Annotated in this window: 13 protein-coding genes; 7 read left to right on the top strand and 6 right to left on the bottom strand. The window is 61.5% G+C overall.

The window, feature by feature from the left end:
* Positions 1-154 precede the first annotated feature (154 nt).
* Complete coding sequence (locus tag AACH73_RS07245) at positions 155-1,477, top strand: nucleoside transporter C-terminal domain-containing protein (protein WP_272741224.1); 1,323 nt, start codon at positions 155-157, stop codon at positions 1,475-1,477.
* A 186-nt stretch (positions 1,478-1,663) separates the two neighbouring features.
* Here the strand turns inward: AACH73_RS07245 and AACH73_RS07240 are convergent, their stop codons facing one another.
* The 3 genes from AACH73_RS07240 to AACH73_RS07230 form a co-directional block, all read right to left on the bottom strand.
* A complete protein-coding gene (locus AACH73_RS07240) occupies positions 1,664-2,152 on the bottom strand; it encodes an Hpt domain-containing protein (RefSeq protein ID WP_338734454.1) in 489 nt (162 codons plus the stop codon).
* Positions 2,153-2,339: 187 nt separating this feature from the next.
* Positions 2,340-3,098, bottom strand: a complete 759-nt coding sequence (locus AACH73_RS07235) for an NAD kinase (protein ID WP_272741222.1) — start codon at positions 3,096-3,098, stop codon at positions 2,340-2,342.
* A 49-nt stretch (positions 3,099-3,147) separates the two neighbouring features.
* Entirely contained in the window at positions 3,148-4,101 is a 954-nt protein-coding gene (locus AACH73_RS07230) for a DUF2336 domain-containing protein (protein WP_338734452.1), read from the bottom strand.
* 272 nt (positions 4,102-4,373) lie between these two features.
* Here AACH73_RS07230 and AACH73_RS07225 point away from each other — a divergent pair, with 272 nt between their 5' ends.
* The 3 genes from AACH73_RS07225 (at position 4,374) to AACH73_RS07215 (ending at position 8,411) form a co-directional block, all read left to right on the top strand.
* Positions 4,374-5,750 (top strand): hypothetical protein, encoded by a 1,377-nt coding sequence (locus AACH73_RS07225; protein WP_272741220.1) that lies wholly within the window; start codon positions 4,374-4,376, stop codon positions 5,748-5,750.
* Positions 5,751-5,973: 223 nt separating this feature from the next.
* A complete protein-coding gene (locus tag AACH73_RS07220) occupies positions 5,974-7,326 on the top strand; it encodes a hypothetical protein (RefSeq protein WP_338734451.1) in 1,353 nt (450 codons plus the stop codon).
* The gene (locus tag AACH73_RS07215) at positions 7,326-8,411 is read left to right on the top strand and encodes a D-Ala-D-Ala carboxypeptidase family metallohydrolase (protein ID WP_338734450.1); all 1,086 of its coding nucleotides are present in this window, start codon (positions 7,326-7,328) and stop codon (positions 8,409-8,411) included. The genes AACH73_RS07220 and AACH73_RS07215 overlap by 1 nt, the downstream gene beginning before the upstream one ends.
* A gap of 67 nt (positions 8,412-8,478) precedes the next feature.
* Here AACH73_RS07215 and AACH73_RS07210 read toward each other — a convergent pair whose 3' ends face one another.
* Positions 8,479-9,246 (bottom strand): PhoH family protein, encoded by a 768-nt coding sequence (locus AACH73_RS07210; protein ID WP_272741217.1) that lies wholly within the window; start codon positions 9,244-9,246, stop codon positions 8,479-8,481.
* A gap of 477 nt (positions 9,247-9,723) precedes the next feature.
* Here AACH73_RS07210 and AACH73_RS07205 point away from each other — a divergent pair, with 477 nt between their 5' ends.
* From AACH73_RS07205 to AACH73_RS07195, 3 genes are all read left to right on the top strand, one after another.
* Positions 9,724-10,245: a gamma carbonic anhydrase family protein gene (locus tag AACH73_RS07205; RefSeq protein WP_272741216.1), complete on the top strand. Its 522-nt coding sequence runs from the start codon at positions 9,724-9,726 to the stop codon at positions 10,243-10,245.
* 98 nt (positions 10,246-10,343) lie between these two features.
* The gene (locus tag AACH73_RS07200) at positions 10,344-12,458 is read left to right on the top strand and encodes a TonB-dependent receptor (RefSeq protein WP_272741215.1); all 2,115 of its coding nucleotides are present in this window, start codon (positions 10,344-10,346) and stop codon (positions 12,456-12,458) included.
* A gap of 97 nt (positions 12,459-12,555) precedes the next feature.
* Positions 12,556-12,942: a zf-TFIIB domain-containing protein gene (locus tag AACH73_RS07195; protein WP_272741214.1), complete on the top strand. Its 387-nt coding sequence runs from the start codon at positions 12,556-12,558 to the stop codon at positions 12,940-12,942.
* A gap of 69 nt (positions 12,943-13,011) precedes the next feature.
* Here AACH73_RS07195 and rnhA read toward each other — a convergent pair whose 3' ends face one another.
* The gene (gene rnhA / locus AACH73_RS07190; RefSeq protein ID WP_272741213.1) at positions 13,012-13,455 is read right to left on the bottom strand and encodes a ribonuclease HI; all 444 of its coding nucleotides are present in this window, start codon (positions 13,453-13,455) and stop codon (positions 13,012-13,014) included.
* Position 13,456: 1 nt separating this feature from the next.
* On the bottom strand, positions 13,457-14,419 hold the full coding sequence (ispH, locus tag AACH73_RS07185; protein ID WP_272741212.1) for a 4-hydroxy-3-methylbut-2-enyl diphosphate reductase: 963 nt from the start codon (positions 14,417-14,419) through the stop codon (positions 13,457-13,459).
* Between the last annotated feature and the right edge of the window lie 83 nt (positions 14,420-14,502).

Below are 14,502 nucleotides of genomic sequence, written 5' to 3'. Positions count from 1 at the left end.
ATCAGGATTTGTCGCCTTTTTGTCATAGCCTCTCGCCGACGGCGAAAATAATATCGGCTATGCGAAGAAACCGCTTGCCATGGTTTCAATGGTTATCGGATATTTACGGTTTGGGCGGCGCAATCGTGTGCACAGCCGCCAAGGGATAGTGTACATGCCGTCTTACGGAATGCTGAACGTCCAGAGTATACTGGGCATTGGGATCATGCTGCTGGCCTGCTGGCTGCTTTCGGAAAACAAAAAGAAATTTCCGATCTTTCTGACCATCGGGGCCATCGGTGTGCAGGTGGCGCTGGCGGTGCTGCTGTTCGGTTTTCCGCAGTCTCAGGCCGTGCTGGACGGCATCAATTCCGGCGTGGACGCCCTGGCGGCGGCCACCAATCAGGGGACGCAGTTCGTCTTCGGCTATCTGGGTGGCGGGGCTCAGCCCTATACGGTGCAAAATCAGGGGGCTCTTTTCGTCTTTGCCTTTCAGGTCTTGCCGCTGATCCTGGTCATCTCGGCCCTGTCGGCCCTTTTGTGGCACTGGCACATTCTCAAATGGATCACGCAGGGTTTCGGGTTCATTTTCCAGAAGACCATGGGCCTTGGCGGGGCGTCGGCTCTGGCGGTGGCCACCAATATCTTTCTGGGCATGATCGAAAGCCCCATCGTCATCCGCGCCTACCTGTCGAAGCTGTCGCGCTCCGAAGTGTTCATGATGATGGTGGTCGGTCTGGCCACTGTGGCCGGTTCGACCATGGTGGCCTATGCGCTGATCCTTAAGGCGACCCTGCCCAATGCCGCCGGTCACGTGTTAGTGGCGTCGATTATTTCGGCCCCGGCGGGTGTGCTGTTGTCGCGCATCATGGTGCCTGAAAAAGACGGCGAAGGCGGCGTTGTCGCCGATTATAACTCGTCGCTGAAGTACGACAGCGCCATCGACGCCATTTCCAAGGGCACGGCGGACGGCCTGATGGTGGTGATGAACATCTCGGCCATCCTGATCGTTTTCGTCGCCTTCGTGTCGCTGATTAACATCGTGCTGGGCATGTTCCCGCATGTGGGCGGTGAGCCCCTGTCGCTTGAGCGCGGTCTGTCCGTCGTTTTCGCGCCGCTGGCGTGGATTATCGGCGTGCCGTGGGAAGAGTCGCAAAAGGCCGGCTATATTCTGGGCACCAAGCTGACCCTGACCGAATTTGTTGCCTTCCTCAAACTGGGGGCCATTCCGGTCGATCAGATGAGCGAGCGCACGCGGATGCTGATGACCTATGCCATCTGCGGCTTTGCCAATCTGGGTTCGGTGGGGATTACGGTCACGGGGCTGGGCGTGCTTATGCCTGACCGCCGCGAGGAAGTGCTGAGTCTGGTGTGGAAGGCCCTGTTTGCCGGCTTTGTCGCCACCTGTCTGTCGGCGGCCATTATCGGTGCGCTGCCGGATGCGCTGTTCGGCCTTAACGCGCCCAAGGCCCCGGTGGTGGCGGTCGCGCCACGCTGATCGTATTGATAATACCAACGGCCGAAGATGCTGACCGCATCCGGCCGTTGAAGACACGAGACTGTCAGTGACATGAGACATTCTCGGATGGAATACCAAGAGTCATTTTCAATGACCTTTGGTATAAGGATACGCAAAAAGCCCCGGCGCAAACCGGGGCTTTTCTTTGTGTCTCAGGCCTTGAGATCAGGCTTCAAGCGCGTCCATATATTCCTTGACACGTGCTTCCAGCGTTTCGGCGAGGGTGACGCCCACCGGATGGTTCTCGTCCTTGATCTTGCCGCGGACGATGGCGCGGATGGCGTCCACATGGGCGTCGATCAGGACGCGCGGTGACTGCATACGGATGGTTTCGTCGTCCAGCATTTTGCACACCGAACCGGCGATGCGCGTGATCAGCGGATAGCCATAGGTGGTGCCCAGACCCTTGAGATCGTGGCAGCGGAAATAGAGGGCTTCGGCGTTCTTCGGGCTCAGGCCATCATTGCGAATGGTTTCCTGCGCCCTTTCCAGCTTGGTGACCTCATCATCCAGCCAGTTGTCGAACTGATCGGACAGGGAGGACAGGGCTTCTTCCGCCTTGGCAAGGGTGGCCGGATCAAGCGCACCCATCTTGCCGCCAACCTTGGCGCGGAGGGTATTGGGGATCTGGATGACCTGGGCTTTTTCGGACATGGGAGCTTATTCCGTGGGGCTGTTTCATCAACCCTAACCGCAAACCCCTTTAGGAAGCCCTAATGCCGTGCATTTTTTCCTTCGCGGCCTTGGTGATAAGGGGATTGAGCCGGTAACATACCCCTCAGAGCACCCGCGTGTGCAATCGAATCGCCAGCCCGCCATGCCGTTGCGACAGGGATGCGCTCTAACTCGAAAACTGTTCGGTCAGCACGCGCTCATCATAACCGTTGCCCGCATCGAAGAGGATGGTGGCAGACAGTTCAGGCACTTCGACGATTTCCACCTCGCGGATGTGGCGCACTTCGAAGGTGTCGGCCGACGCGGCCACCGGGCGTTTGTCGCATTCCAGCACCTCAAACCGCACCTTGGCCGAATGCGGCAGGAGGGCACCGCGCCAGCGTCGCGGGCGAAAGGCGCTGATCGGGGTCAGGGCGAGGGCCTGCGCGTCCAGCGGGATAATGGGGCCGTGGGCCGAGAGATTATAGGCGGTCGAACCGGCGGGCGTGGCGACCAGCGCGCCGTCGCAGATCAGTTCCTCCAGCCGCGCCTTGCCGTCGATCAGGATGCGCAGTTTGGCGCTCTGATGCGTCTGACGCAGCAGAGACACCTCATTGAAGGCCAGCGCCTCCTGCACCTCGCCACGCCCATTGGTGGCCGTCATGCGCAGCGGGCTGATGCGGGTGCGTTCGGCGCTTTCGATGCGCGCCATCAAATCGTTTTCACGATATTCGTTCAACAGAAAGCCGATCGAGCCCATGTTCATGCCAAAGATGGGCAATTCGTGACGGAAATGGCTGTGGACGCATTCCAGAAGCCAGCCATCCCCGCCCAGGGCGACGATCACGTCCGGGTCGTTGGCCTCACCGTACCGTTTGCGCAGCACCGCGCAGGCGGCCTGGGCTTCGGGGCGTTCGGAGGCGGTAAAGGCGAGTTTGAGGGACATGAGGCAGGGTCTGAACAGCAGGGGACAGCCGTCTTAGAACGGATTTCGTTCAATGGGAATAGATGGCCATAAGCCTTTGCCGCGCTTCGCGGGCACTGAGATCGAACAGGCCGCGGACAAAGGCCAGGTGACGATCATTGATGCGCGGATGTCCGTCATTTAGCGCCTGAACCTGCGTCAGCACGTCAGCAAAGGCCGCCCGGTCGATGGCGGCGGCGCTCAGCAACAGTACCAGCGGCACCGCCGAGTCCTGGCTGAGGGCGCGATCCACGAGCGCGCGATCCAGTCCGGTCAGTCGCGACAGACCTTGCCGGAAGGCGAGGAAGTCGCCGCGTTGCAGACGATGCAGGGTTTGCGCCGCATCGCTGGGCGGTGGGGCCTGAAAATGGCGGGCGTGCAGGCCGTCGAAGCGGGTCAGAAGTGTGTCGCGCAGGCCCGGCCCCACCACATCCAGCAGCCGGGCGGCGGCAGCCCGCGTCAGTAGGGGGTGGCGCGTCAGCGGGGCGCGCAGGGCGATATCGGTTCGGGCGTGCGCCGCCAGAGCCTCGAACGCGGCGTCATGGAGGCGGAGGTGCCGGTTGTTGAGCAGGGCGGTGGCCGTGGCGGTATCGGCGGTCGCAATCAGGGCGTCGATCACGGACGGGCTGAGGGTCGGTCGCAACGCGATCAGACGGGCGCGCTCGCCGCTGGTCGCGATCAATTTCAGAAGCGCCTCGTCCCTGAGCACAGGGGAGCGCAGCAAAACCGATGCACCACTTTGTGGTAACTGGCACAGGGCGGCGATCAGATCCGGATCGGCCCAGTCGGCCTCCGCCAGATCATCGAGCACAGGCTGCGCCCTGTCGGGGGGCAGGCTGGCAATCAGTTCGGACAGTCGCGCGACGAAACCCGGCGGGTTTTCGTCGGGCAGTGCCGCCTGTCGCCGGGCCGCCGCGTTCAACTGCATCAGATGCAGCAGGATGCGCACCTGTGTGACAGGGTGCAGGCCGCTGGCTTCGGGCACGTCCGCAGGCGCGCGCGCTTCGGGAGCGGCACGGGTCAGGGCGTCAGGAGCCGGTGCGGCGGCGGAAATGGCAAACCTCCGGGCGATTCGGTCAGAGTGTACAAGGTTTTAACCTTTAGGGTGAAGACTTGCTTAACTTCTGAATCACGTGACATCGCCGGCGGTATCACCGCGATGGCCCATAATTTTGACACGCATGTTAATGTTGTTTCAACGCTGCATCCGTAGGCTGATCGGGACGGTGTTGTAAGTATAGGTCTGGTGTGTCCGGCATGTCTCAAGACATCCTTTCGACAGGGCAAGACGGCGCAGCGGAGCCCGAACGGCTGCTGCTGCAACGCGAGGACGCGGTGATGATCATCGAGCGCCTGCGCGAAACCCGTGTCAGCGCACAGGGCCACGCCTTCTTGCTCAAGCTGGATGCCCTGATTGTGCGGCTGGGGTCCAAGTGGGACGTCAAGAGCGAACTGGTCTATGAACATCTAAAGACCGGTTTCGAGCGACGCTTTCAGGAGCCCAACTGGTGCCTGCGTATCAATGACGATGCCTGGCTGGCTATTATCCCGACCGAAGGGTCGCGCCGGGGCGCTTTGTCGGTAACCGAGATGTGGCGCGATCTGGGCAATTTCTTTGTCGGGGATGTCTCCGAACTGCCCGTTCCGCTCTATGAGGTGCAGGTAGAGGACGTCGATCGCTTCCTCCTCAATCCCATCGACCTCAAGACCTGGTTCGACCGTCCGGAAGCGGGGCCTGAGCGCGTGAAGCCGATCACCGGCGCAACGACGGGCGAAGCCGTCCGCACCCCCGGTCAGGGCCCGCAAATGACCAATATTCAACGTCCGGTCATGGTGGCGGCCACTGTGACGCTGGCCAACCGGACGCTGCGCATCGCCTCTTCGAACGAGCCTCTGTTCGAGATGAAGAAGATGGTGATGATCGGCCACCGGCTGGAGCCTATGGTCGTTGAGGCGTCGGACAACACGCTTCTGGATCGCAAGGCGCTGGCCAATATGGACTGGGGTCTGCGCGAACTGGTCGATATCACCAATATCGAGCAGGGGCTGAAGATATTACGGATGCGCGAGGCCGATCAGCGCAAGATGCTGATGGTCGTGCCCGCGGCCTTTTCGACCTTTGCTTCCCAGCGCGCGCGCCAGAAGATCACGCACGAAGTGGCCAAGGCCGCCAGCGATATGGGCCTCAAGGTGCTGTTTGAGGTGCGCGGTCTGGACGGTGTGCCGCCGCACCGCGTTCTGGAAATCGTCTCGCTGATCAAGCCCTTCTGCATGACCGTCGTCGGTCACGTCTCTTCCGACCGCAAGATTATCGCCGCTCTGGCCAAGTGCGGTCTGTCGGGGGTTTGCATCGAGTACGACGGCGTAAAGCGCGACGACGACGCCCTGAGCGAATATCTGGGCCAACTGGCGGCCGCTGCCAAGCAGGCTGCGGGTGCGTGCATGGTGCAGGGCTTTGACAGCTATCGTCAGATGGCGGTGGCGCGTCTGGCGGGCATTACCCATGCCTCGATGAAGGCGGCGGCCATGATGTCACCGCGCGGGGCCGTGGCCACGGCCAAGACCGTTGCCGAGGGCCTGACCGTCACGCCCGAAGGCCGTGCGGCGCTCAGCGCCCTGGAACGGCCAGAATGATACCGCGATAATACCCGCGACCGAAGAGGCTGAGCGTCTGGGGTCGTTGCGCCTTTGCCCCCGCCTGTGGTTTTCCCCTACCTGTGACCTGAATGCGCCACTTTTCGCCCTGCGCAAAGTGTCATGATTTGGCGATTGCGCTTTCGTTAATTATGGTTAACGGTGTTTGCCGGCTGTTTGATTTCTTATAAAAATTTTTCGTGAACGGTTCAGGGTGGGGGACATGCTGCTGCCGGAGTCCATTGATGTTGCCGCAGGACTGGTCTTCATCTACCTGCTGATGAGCGTGCTGGCGACGACGGCGCGTGAAGCGGTCGAAGGCTTTTTCAAAAGCCGGGCGCGCAATCTGGAACGGGGCCTGATCGAACTTCTGTGCAACCTGCCCAAGGAACACAAGCTGCGCTTCGACCGTAAATCCGGCGACAAGCTGCACGGTTTCGAATTCCTTGAAGGCTTTTATAGCCATCCCCTGATCATGACCCTCTATCGCGGCAACTATAAGCCGCCGACCCGCCGCCGCTTCTTCGAAGGGCGCAAGCTGCCGTCCTACATTCCGGCGGAGCATTTCGCCTTCGTCGTGCTGGATATGATCAGCGAAAAGGGCGGTCAGACCCAGTCCGGGCGCATCGACCCGCAGGCCGTTCTGAACGCCACCAATAATCTCAACAATCCGCGTCTGGCCAAGGTGGTGCAACTGGCGGTCAATACGGCCGACGGGGATATGAACAAGGCGCGCACCTTTCTGGAGCAGTGGTTCAACGCCACCATGGACCGCGTGTCCGGCTGGTATCGCCATGAGACCCAGACGATCCTGTTCTGGTTCAGTCTCATTGCCTGCGTGGTGATGAACGTCAACACGGTGGTGATTGCCGATACGCTCTACCGCTCGCCCAGCCTGCGCAAGGCGGTCGAGGCCTCGGCCCAGCAATATTATACCGACACGGCCGCCAAGGGCGTGGAGGCGACGGCCAGTCTGGATAACCCCCTGAGCCGCCTGGGTCTGCCTCTGGGGTGGAACGCTACCACCATGGACAGTATGCAGCACCTGTTCCGCTTCTGCGGCAATGACACGCCCCTGCACGACAACCGCAAATGCCCGCCCAGCAAGGAGCCGACGACGCCTGCGCCCGATTTCCGCGCGGACCGCCCGGATCAGTGGTGGCACAATACGCAACTGGCCGTCGGGCGCACGGTCGAAATCTTCACCAACGCCTATAACGGGACGCCTACTCTGGGCGACAATGCGCTGTTTAACGTGCTGCCGATGATCGCCCTCGTTTCGGGCTGGGTGATGACGGCGTTTGCCGTGACGTTGGGGGCGCCCTTCTGGTTCGACGTGCTGAGCAAGCTGATGACGGTGCGCTCGACCTTCAAAGGGGGCGCGCCACCGCCGGCATCGACCTTCACGCCGCTTCAGCCTTTCGCGGATGAGACGACGATGCGGGTGATCACCCTGCCGACCTCATCGGCCACCACCACCACCGCGACCGCCCCGGCCCTGACAGCGGTTCCGGCTCAGGCGGTGGAGGCGGACGACGCCTTGCCCGATCCGTCGCTGCGGCCGAGGGACTACTGATGATTACGGCGGAGACCCTCAAGGCCCTGTCGCCGCAGGCCAATGCGGCGCGCATCGCCGTCTATGCTCCGGCACTGGAGGCGGCGCGGGTCGAATACGGCATCGACACGCCGCGGCGACTGGCGCACTTCATGGCGCAACTGGCGCATGAGTGCGATAACTTCCGGGCGCTGGTCGAAAACCTGAACTACAGCGCGCAGGGCCTCTATAAAACCTTCCCCAAGCGCGTGGGCTCGCTGGAAAACGCCCAGCGACTGGTCAATGAGGGTAAGGCCGCGATTGCCGAAGCCATCTATGGTAACCGTCCGGAACTGGGCAATGTCGAGCCCGGCGACGGCTTCCGCTATATCGGACGCGGTTTTGTCATGATCACCGGTAGGGCCAATTATACGCGCTACGGCGAACTGACGGGTCTGCCGCTGGCCGAGCAGCCGCAAAAGCTGGAAGAGGCGGAAACGGCGGCGCGCGCTTCCGGGGCTTTCTGGCGGGCCAAGAACCTCAATGCGCTTGCCGATACCGACGACCTTGTCGGCATTACGCGCATCATCAATGGTGGCACCAACGGTCTCGATCACCGCAAGGCGCTGTACGAACGCGCCAAACAGGTATGGCCGGAGCCGGTCCTGCCGCCCAGCTATCCCGGCTATACGCCGCTCAGCCAGTATTTTACGCTGGAAGAACTGACCCAGTCCGATATCGCCGAGCGCAACGGGATCGACAATACGCCGACGCCTGAGCATCTGGCCAATCTCAAGGACACGGCGCAGCGCATGGACAAGGTGCGCGCGCTTCTGGGGCAGCCGGTCACGGTGCGCAGCGGCTATCGCGGCCCGGCGCTCAATGCCAAGGTCGGTGGCTCAAAGACCAGTGCCCACATGATCGGGCGTGCGGTGGATTTTGTATCGCAGCGCTTCGGTACGCCGCTCGATATCTGCCGCAAGATCATGGCCAGCGATATCGTCTTCGATCAGTTGATCTATGAAGGGACATGGGTGCATATCGGCTTTTCCGATACGCCGCGCCGTCAGGCCCTGCGCGCTGATTTCAGCGTGACCCCGACGGCCTATCGCCCGCTGGTGCTGTAGTTTTTTCCGTGGTTAAAAGAAAAAGGGCAGGGAAAACCCCGCCCTTTCCCTTCAAAATTGCCTGCGTCTAAAGAACGCCGAGCATCTGGGCCACCAGCGGGTGACGGACAATATCCTTGTCCTTCAACTGCACCACGGCCACGGTGTCGAGCGTTTCGAACTTCGCCGCCACATCGGCCAGACCCGACAGACCGGGCAGCAGGTCCGACTGGTTCGGGTCCCCGGTGACGATCATGGTCGAATTCCAGCCGAGCCGCGTCAGCAGCATTTTGAGCTGCGTATAGGTGCAGTTCTGCGCTTCGTCGATGACCACGAAGGCGTTGTTCAGCGTGCGGCCGCGCATATAGCCGACCGGTGCAATCTCGATCAGGCCTTCCTGCATCAGCGCCTTGACGCGCTTCATGCTGAGGCGGTCGGTGAGGGCGTCATACAGCGGGCGCAGATAAGGGGCCAGCTTGTCCTCCATATCGCCGGGCAAAAAGCCGATCGACTCCCCGGCCTCGACCGCCGGGCGCGACAGGACGATGCGTCCGACCTTCCCGGCTTCCAGCGCCTCCACGGCCTTGGCGATGGCGAGGTAGGTCTTGCCCGTCCCCGCCGGCCCCAGCGCCAGAACGAGGTTTTTCTCGTCGATGGCGGTCAGCAGTTGCGCCTGTCCGTCGGATTTGGCCTTGATCGTTTTGACGTAGCTCTGATCCCGCTCTTCATTCGCCGGAGCGACCGGTGACCAGCTCCCGTGATGCACGGAAATGCGGCGCACCTTGGTGTCGCGGGCATATTCCTCGGCATCGAGAGTACCTTCGCGCAGAAAACGCTTGGTGGAACGCTTGGTCATGACAGCCTCCTTAAAAAAGAGCGCCAGCCGGAACGCAGTGCAGGCGTCCGGTCAGTGCGCGTCAGCAAGAGCGGGATTTGAGGCACAAAAAAAGACGAAACCGGATAAGGGTTCGTCTTCGCGTATGCGTCAGGGGAGGAAAGGCGGGCGCGTCCGGGTGAGTCGCATCCTTCGGACCGCACCGCCGGGGGCGGGGGAACGATTTCGGGTGCAAACACATACCTGTGAGCCACTGAAAACCTCATAAAAGGTAACGGGCCGGATGTCGCCGGGTCCTGTTGGGGGGCTCAGATGATTCCCCCTCAAGAACACTACCAGATTCCGGCACAATCCTTACCCAGTTCTTAAAACGCCTGTGGAAAACTCTTGTGCAGCCGCGAAATGTCGAACTGGGTCCGCCGGGACACACAGGCGCTTGCCACGTCGCCTATCCGGCGCGCATAAGCATAAGGAAACAATCGGGAGGAAAGGATTGGCATGACGGTTTTCGCTTTGGACGGGGTGGCCCCGCAACAGGGGGACGATGTCTGGATCGCGCCTTCGGCCCAAGTGATCGGCGATGTGCGCCTGGGGGGCGGTGCCAGCGTGTGGTTCAACGCCGTCCTGCGCGCCGATAATGAGCCCATGACGATCGGGGCGCGCAGCAGTATTCAGGACGGCTCGGTGCTGCATTCCGACCCCGGATCGCCCCTGACGATCGGCGAAGGGGTCACCGTTGGGCACAAGGCCATGCTGCACGGTTGCACGGTCGGCGACAACAGCCTGATTGGCATCAATGCGGTGGTGCTCAATCGCGCGGTGATTGGCCGGAACTCCATCGTCGGGGCCGGGGCGCTGGTGCCGGAAGGCAAGGTCTTTCCGGATGGCGTGCTGCTGATCGGGGCTCCGGCACGGGTGGCGCGCGAACTGACCGAAGAGCAGATCGCGCGGCTTAGACTGTCGGCGGATCATTATGTGTGGAACGCCCGGAGATTTGCCAAAGGCCTTACCCCCCTCTGATCACGCGCTCGTGTGTCTCTAAGGTTGGGTTTGTCGGAATCTCGCCTTGATTGCGTGTGTCAGTGGGTTAAGGGGATACCGACAGTTTGGGGGGCTCGATGAAGAGACGCTTGGTTTATGGGGCCTCGGCGGCCGGGCTGCTGGCAGGACTGGCGCTGGCCACCGGAGCACTGGCGCAAACGGCGACGCCAAGCGCTGCGCCCACGACTCAGACCGCCTCCGCAACGCCGGCCAAACCCGGCGAACCGATTGAAGAAATTACGGTCACGGCCAGCAAATCCTCAGGCACGCGCATCGACCGTCGCGTCTATGACATCAAGACCGACCCGCAGGCGACCACCGGACAATTGAGCGATGTGCTGTCCAAAGTCCCCTCCGTCACGGTCACCCCCGATGACAAGGTCTATCTGCGCGGCGATTCCGGCGTCACCATCTGGGTCGATGGCAAGCCACCGGCAGAGGGCAAGCAGGTGCTGCGTATGCTGCCGGCGTCGGAGATCGAGCGCATTGAGGTCATCACCAACCCTTCGGCCCAGTATGCGGCGGCCACCAGCAAGGGCATTATCAATATCATTACCAAAAAGCCGCGCGGGAAGGTCGTGCGCAGAGGGTCTGCCTCGCTCTGGGCGCACTCGCGTGATCGCTATGGGGCCACTCTCAGCTATGACGACGGCAAGGGGCCGTGGTCGTGGGGGCTGAACCTGTCTGCCAATGGCGGCCCGACGAAAAATCGCTCGTTTTCCACACGTGACTATATCAATGCGCAGGGGCAGGTGACAGGCCGTCTGCGCGAAGAAGGCATCAGTATCGGCGACAACCAATGGCGCAATGTCGGTTTGCGCGGGGGCTACAAGCTGGGGCCGCGCAGTGCGCTGAAGCTGAAGGTCAGGCAAAGTGAGGCCAGTTGGACCGGCAATAATCTGACGGCCTATGACGACAGCGCCGAAGGGAAGACGAGTGAACGTTCCTATGAGCCGTGGTTCATGCGCCTGTGGGCTTACGAACTGAACTACACCTTCGCCGACGATAAAGGGGAAAGGCTGACGGTCGAGGTCAGCGACGAACTCAACCACACGCGCGATTCCACGCTCTATGAATATATGGGCGCGAGTACGGGCACCAATCGCGTCAGCGATATTCAGCGCGACCATGGGCAGGAGATCAAGGCCGATTACGAGAAGCCGCTGGGGGGTAACAAACTGCTCAGTGCCGGTTTCGACTGGCAGAGACAGAGGCTGCATATGGCGCGATCACTCGACAGCGATATGCCCGGCCTGATCGACTACGACAGCCGCTTTGCCGGTCGCCAAACCACGGCCGCGGCCTATGTGACCCTGCAATGGCCCCTGTCGGGCAAGTGGACGGCCATGCCGGGTCTGCGTGTCGAAGATCGCCGCCGCGATATTGCCGGGCGACGAGGCGGGGAGACGGAATGGTTCCCCTCCCTGCACCTCAGCCGCGCCTGGGGCGAAGACGGCAAGATACGCTTCAGCTATAGCCGCCGCCTCGATCCGATCAATCTGGGCCAATATGACCCGCAAATTCTGCGCGGGTCATTGACCTGGGCGCAGAGCGGCAATCCCGATCTGGCGCTCGTCCTCGTCAATTCGCTCGAGGCCAGCTACGATTGGGAGCACAAGGACTCGTCGTGGGGCGCGAGCGTGTTCATGCGTGAAGCCAGTAACGCCATCGAAAACGTCAACACCCTGATTGACGGTGGCGTCATCCTGTCACGCCCGGTCAATCGCGGCCAGACCCAGTATGCTGGGTTTGACGTCAACTGGCGCTTTCCGGTCAAACGTCTGCCGGGCAAGGGCCGCTGGAGCCAGAGCGGCAGCGCCAGCTTTACCCGCGACCGCTCAGACTCCATCGAGGCGGGCGGGTCGCGTGAGGCGACCTTCTGGATGCTCAAGCCGATGGTGCAATATGACGGCCCCAAGCGCGCGGGCCTGAGCGGCGACCAGTATCAGTTTTCGGCGACCGTGATGCAAAATCGGGGCTTACAGTCGCGTTCGGGTGTCAACTGGAGCACCGAGATCAGTTGGTCGCATCCGCTGAACAAGAAGCTGACCCTTGTGGCGACGGGCACCAATCTGCTGGGGCGTCAGTCAAATGAAACCCGAACGGTGACGGCACGTTACCGGACCGAAGCGGAGCAGTTCTTCTATAATCGGGCGGTGAAACTGGCGCTGAACTATAAATTCGGGAATTAAGCGCCGTGGAACCGATTGCGTTCGACGGCGGCTCTTGAAGCCCGGCGCTGACGGTCCAATGTCTGTTCCGTAGCCTTATCTTCACAGGAGAGAAATCATGTCTGCCCTTCATTGTCCCGTCTGCCGGGGGGATTTCCGTGAGGTTTTGAAGGAGGGCATACTGATCGACGTCTGCACCCAGTGTCGCGGCGTCTGGCTGGATCGCGGTGAACTGGAAAAGCTGTTGTCGCTCGCCGCCGGGGGCCCTGTGGCGCAGCCCGCGCCGCAACCGGCACCCTATGTGCCGCCACAGCAACCTCACTATCAGCAACCGCCGCAACCCTATCCGCAACAGCCCTATCATCAGCAGCGTCCGCCTGAGATGGACAAGTACGGGCGGCCCGTCGAATACGATAAGTATGGCCGCAAGATCGAGTACGACAAGTACGGCCATCGCAAGAAGAAAAAGGGCTTCGATATGCTGGATATTTTCGACTTCGATTAGGGAAAAAGACAGGGGGCCTCGATTTCGCGCGACCGCTTCGCGGCGGGAGCGCCGGGCCCCACAATCTTTTTAAAACGCCGCCGTCGCTTCCGTAATCGCCCTGTTGGCTAGCCCGTCGGCGCGTTCGTTCATCTCGTGTCCGGCGTGGCCTTTTACCCAGTGCCAGTGAATCCTGTGCCGCTGACGGGCCGCATCCAGGCGCATCCACAGGTCGTCATTCTTCACCGGCTTCTTGTCGGCAGTCTTCCAGCCGCGCGCCTTCCAGCCGTGAATCCATTCCTTGATGCCTTTGAGGACGTACTGGCTATCGGCGTGCAAGTCGATTTCGCACGGCTCTTTCAGCGCCTCCAGCGCCATGATGACGGCCATCAGCTCCATGCGGTTATTGGTCGTCTCGGCTTCGTAGCCGTAGAGTTCCTTCTCATGCGGGCCGAAGGTGAGGATCGCGCCCCAGCCGCCCTTGCCGGGATTACCCTTACAGGCCCCGTCGGTATAGATGGTCACCTTCTTCATCTCAGGCGGACGCTTCGGTCAGCACGCGCGGCAGCTTGAAAGTCACCGTTTCACGCACGCCGTTATCTTCGCTCATCGACACGTCAAAGCGCTCATGGATGGTGCTGATCAGTGCCTCAATCAGGTTTTCCGGCGCCGAGGCCCCGGCGGAAACGCCAACCGTCCTGGCGTCGGCAAACCAGCCCCAGTCCACCTCGGACGCATCGTCGATCAGATGCGCCGATCTGGCCCCCGCGCGCAGGGCCACCTCGACGAGGCGCTGCGAATTGGAGGATTTTTTGGACCCTATAACGAGGAAGAGGTCGCAGTCTTCGGCGACGCGCTTCACCGCCTCCTGACGGTTGGTGGTGGCGTAGCAGATGTCTTCCTTGTGCGGCAGGGAGATGTCGGGGAAGCGCGCCTTCAGCTCGGCCACGATATCGGCGGTGTCATCGACCGACAGGGTGGTCTGGGTAACGAAGGCGAGGTTTTGGGGATCAGCGGGCTGAAAGTTGCGGGCGTCATCGACGGTCTCGATCAGCTTGACCACACCTTCGGGCAATTGGCCCATGGTGCCGATGACTTCGGGGTGCCCGGCGTGGCCGATTAGCAGGATTTCACGCCCGGCCTCGTGATGGCGCTCGGCCTCCACATGCACCTTGGACACCAGCGGGCAGGTGGCATCGAGGAAGAACATCTGACGCGATTGCGCCTCGGCCGGGACCGATTTCGGCACGCCATGCGCCGAAAACACCACCGGGCGATCCGGCGGGCACTGATCCAGCTCCTTGACGAAGACCGCGCCTAACCCTTTCAGGCGATCGACCACGTGTTTGTTATGGACGATTTCATGGCGCACATAGACGGGCGCACCATAAAGGTCGAGGGCGCGTTCGACGATCTGGATGGCGCGATCGACCCCCGCGCAGAAACCGCGCGGTGTCGCCAGCTTGAGGGCCAGTTTGGGGGGAGGAGCATCAGGCATGGGTGTTAGATAAGCGTTTTCGCCGTCGCGCGCCATATGGATTGTGCATCATGCACAACACCGCTTCGCCATGAAGTCGCCCA

The organism is Asticcacaulis sp. DW145, assembly GCF_037101385.1.
Taxonomy (GTDB): domain Bacteria; phylum Pseudomonadota; class Alphaproteobacteria; order Caulobacterales; family Caulobacteraceae; genus Asticcacaulis; species Asticcacaulis currens.
This window is presented reverse-complemented; position numbering and strand designations above follow the sequence as displayed.

What these genes read in the sequence shown, in the direction of transcription:
- AACH73_RS07195 (WP_272741214.1), top strand. Translation starts at nt 12,556, where the DNA reads ATGTCTGCCCTTCATTGTCCCGTCTGCCGGGGGGATTTCCGTGAGGTT.
- AACH73_RS07210 (WP_272741217.1), bottom strand. Translation starts at nt 9,246, where the DNA reads ATGACCAAGCGTTCCACCAAGCGTTTTCTGCGCGAAGGTACTCTCGAT.
- AACH73_RS07215 (WP_338734450.1), top strand. Translation starts at nt 7,326, where the DNA reads ATGATTACGGCGGAGACCCTCAAGGCCCTGTCGCCGCAGGCCAATGCG.
- AACH73_RS07225 (WP_272741220.1), top strand. Translation starts at nt 4,374, where the DNA reads ATGTCTCAAGACATCCTTTCGACAGGGCAAGACGGCGCAGCGGAGCCC.
- rnhA (WP_272741213.1), bottom strand. Translation starts at nt 13,455, where the DNA reads ATGAAGAAGGTGACCATCTATACCGACGGGGCCTGTAAGGGTAATCCC.
- AACH73_RS07205 (WP_272741216.1), top strand. Translation starts at nt 9,724, where the DNA reads ATGACGGTTTTCGCTTTGGACGGGGTGGCCCCGCAACAGGGGGACGAT.
- AACH73_RS07240 (WP_338734454.1), bottom strand. Translation starts at nt 2,152, where the DNA reads ATGTCCGAAAAAGCCCAGGTCATCCAGATCCCCAATACCCTCCGCGCC.
- AACH73_RS07220 (WP_338734451.1), top strand. Translation starts at nt 5,974, where the DNA reads ATGCTGCTGCCGGAGTCCATTGATGTTGCCGCAGGACTGGTCTTCATC.
- AACH73_RS07235 (WP_272741222.1), bottom strand. Translation starts at nt 3,098, where the DNA reads ATGTCCCTCAAACTCGCCTTTACCGCCTCCGAACGCCCCGAAGCCCAG.
- ispH (WP_272741212.1), bottom strand. Translation starts at nt 14,419, where the DNA reads ATGCCTGATGCTCCTCCCCCCAAACTGGCCCTCAAGCTGGCGACACCG.
- AACH73_RS07200 (WP_272741215.1), top strand. Translation starts at nt 10,344, where the DNA reads ATGAAGAGACGCTTGGTTTATGGGGCCTCGGCGGCCGGGCTGCTGGCA.
- AACH73_RS07245 (WP_272741224.1), top strand. Translation starts at nt 155, where the DNA reads ATGCCGTCTTACGGAATGCTGAACGTCCAGAGTATACTGGGCATTGGG.